Source organism: Xanthovirga aplysinae (assembly GCF_009711365.1).
Taxonomy (GTDB): Bacteria; Bacteroidota; Bacteroidia; order Cytophagales; family Cyclobacteriaceae; genus Xanthovirga; species Xanthovirga aplysinae.
Genome location: NZ_SMMB01000626.1, coordinates 1 through 2,854 on the forward strand (window position 1 = coordinate 1; position 2,854 = coordinate 2,854).

Consider the following 2,854-nt stretch of genomic DNA (forward strand, 5'->3'; position numbering starts at 1 on the left):
CGAGTGGCCAGAAAATAGATAAGAAACAATACAAGCAATTGCAATAAAAATCCCTCCTTCAATTCCAAACAATTCAATACCCATCAGAATACAGGCTAATGGAGTATTTGTGGCTGCTGCAAATACGGCCACAAAACCCATTCCTGCCAGGAGGGCCATGGGGAGGGGAATTATCCAAAATAACATATTTCCCAAAGTTGCGCCAATGAAAAATAGTGGAGTTACTTCTCCTCCTTTAAAACCGGCAGCAAGGGTAAAAGTGGTAAAAAGAGTCTTTAATAGAAAGTCATAAATCGGTACTGGCTGGTGAAAAGCTTCTATAATCACAGGTAATCCCAGGCCAATGTATCTGGTGGAGCCCATTAACCATACCACAAGGGCAATAATTATTCCGCCGATTACTGGCCTAAGAGGTGGATAAGAAATCTTATTTTTGAAATGCCTTGAAAAGAAGTGAATCATTTTTGAAAACAGACGTCCTGCCAAACCAAAGGCCATGCCTGCTAAAATAGCCCAGACCAGATTAGAAAAATTTACTTCCGGAATGATTGGAATACTGTAATGTGTATGGTTCACCGGCCATAATTCACAAAAATAATTCGCTAAATAAGCCACCAGGAAGCTGGGAAAAATAGCTTCATATCGGATTCGGCCTATTATCAAAACTTCCAGGGCAAATATGGCTCCAGCTAGGGGCGTACCGAAAACAGAGGCAAAACCCGCACTTATACCAACTATAATTAAAATTTTCCGATCTCTGGTTTTAAGTTTAAACCATTTTGTAAATTGGTCAGCTATAGAACCGCCAATTTGGACGGCTGTGCCTTCACGTCCTGCAGAACCACCAAAGAAGTGAGTAGCAACCGTAGTAATTAGCACAATTGGAGCCATTTTAAGAGGAATTACCTTTTTGGGGCTGTGGAATTCTTCTATTAGTAAATTATTTCCTTTTTCCACACTTTGATCCCATAAATAATAAGATAAACCAATGAGAAACCCACCCACTGGAAGAAGGGCAATGATCCAAAGGTGAGCTTCTCTCCATTCTGTGGCCCAATTAAGGGCAATTAAGAATAGAGCCGAAGCTGATCCTGCTAAAGCCCCAATTAGGGTGCAAATGATTAACCAGCGAATCACATAAAAAATAAGGTGGCTTTGCTTAATAAAAAATGTATGACCAATTAATTGGAAATGTCTCATCACACTCAGGTTTAAGAATAAAAATGCACTTGAGTCTGAAAAGATTTTTTTGAAAAAGATTGGATTAGGCAGTACCTAGCATTTTCAAAAAAACAGTTAAAATATTGAAAATGAAGGCAATATGCTAAAGTTTCTCTTTCTTCAAATCTTCACAAACCATATAGTAGGCGCCATCATCCTGAGTGTTCAGGCGGTTCAAGGCAGACACCATTGCCTTTATGTAACGCAATAGTAACAAAACTAATTTATTTTTAAAACGCTCGTCGATTATAATTATTGATGGACTCCACTGAAGGTCAATATGTAAGTATGGTTTTGTGTTTTTCTTTTTGAGATTACTGGTATGGAAAAATTGATTTTTCCAGGAAACCTTATGGGATATTATGCATATTTGTGCTAAAATTTAAGTTTAGCATTAAGCAATGAAAGGCACAGTAATTATAGCATGCGGTGGGGGCCCAGCACCAGGTATCAATACCGTTATTAGTAGTATTAGTAAAGTGTTTTTGAAAAATGGATACCGTGTAATTGGGGTCCATGAGGGATATAAAGGCTTATTTTCCGCCGACGCAAAAACAGAAGAAATTGACTTTGAATTTGCTGATAAAATATACACCAGGGGTGGATCGGCTTTAAATATGAGCCGATTTAAACCTAAAGATGAGGATTTTTCTACGGAGCTATTTGAGCGCTACAATGCCAGCCTCCTAGTGACGATAGGCGGTGATGATACAGCATCCACCGCAAACCGATTGGCTAAATTTCTAGCTCAGCATGAGCTTAATATTGCTAACCTTCATGTGCCTAAAACCATAGATAATGATCTTCCCCTACCTAATAATACACCTACATTTGGTTTTCATTCAGCCAAGGATGAGGGCGTTAAGATTGGAACCACGGTCTATGAAGATGCTAGAACTAGTCAGAACTGGTTTGTATTGGCCTCAATGGGCCGTTCGGCCGGACATTTGGCCTTGGGAATTGGGGCTGCCTGTCATTTCCCAATGATAATCATTCCGGAAATGTTTCATAAAACGGAAATAACTTCCGACAAAATAGCCTGTTTGGTTATTTCTTCTATGTTAAAGCGGAAATTGATGGGCTTAAACTTTGGTGCAGCCATCATTAGTGAGGGAATATTCCACTTTATGTCCGACCAGGAAATCCAAAATACAGGGGTGAATTTTACTTACGATGCTCATGGACATCCGGAATTATTTAATGTGAGCAAATCACATGTTTTTAATATGTTGATTCAACGGAAGCTTCGAGAAATAAATGTAAAGGTTGGAAGCAGGCCGGTAGAATTAGGATTTGGGATTCGTTGTTCCCGACCTATCGGATACGATCTTACTTATTGTACATTGTTAGGCCTTGGTGTTTATGAATTGTTTAGGGAAGGGGTTAGTGGTGCTATGGTAAATGTAGATCAATATGGTAAAGTTTCCCCACTCTATTTGAAAGATATTGAAGATGAAAAAGGAAAAGTAATTCCGCGTCTGGTCGATATAAATAGTCCCATGGTGCAATCGTTGGTGAATTATAATTTACATTATTTGACTTCAGAAGATTATGAGAAGGTGGACAAATGGGTAGAAAAGCCTGACCAGTTTGATTTTCATAAGATTCTTGGTTGGTAAGCAGTGAAATAGCT

At 38.9% G+C, this 2,854-nt stretch carries 2 protein-coding genes and 1 riboswitch; of the genes, one reads left to right on the forward strand and one right to left on the reverse strand.

Annotated features, from left to right (window positions below):
* Positions 1–1,200, reverse strand: a 1,200-nt coding sequence (locus E1171_RS03410) for a voltage-gated chloride channel family protein (RefSeq protein ID WP_155204081.1), incomplete at its 3' end; no start/stop codon positions are given.
* Positions 1,201–1,357: 157 nt separating this feature from the next.
* Positions 1,358–1,424, reverse strand: a riboswitch (Fluoride riboswitch).
* Between the two features lie 198 nt (positions 1,425–1,622).
* Here E1171_RS03410 and E1171_RS03415 point away from each other — a divergent pair.
* Positions 1,623–2,840, forward strand: a complete 1,218-nt coding sequence (locus E1171_RS03415) for a 6-phosphofructokinase (protein WP_155204083.1) — start codon at positions 1,623–1,625, stop codon at positions 2,838–2,840.
* Positions 2,841–2,854 lie beyond the last annotated feature (14 nt).

What these genes read in the sequence shown, in the direction of transcription:
- E1171_RS03415 (WP_155204083.1), top strand. Translation starts at nt 1,623, where the DNA reads ATGAAAGGCACAGTAATTATAGCATGCGGTGGGGGCCCAGCACCAGGT.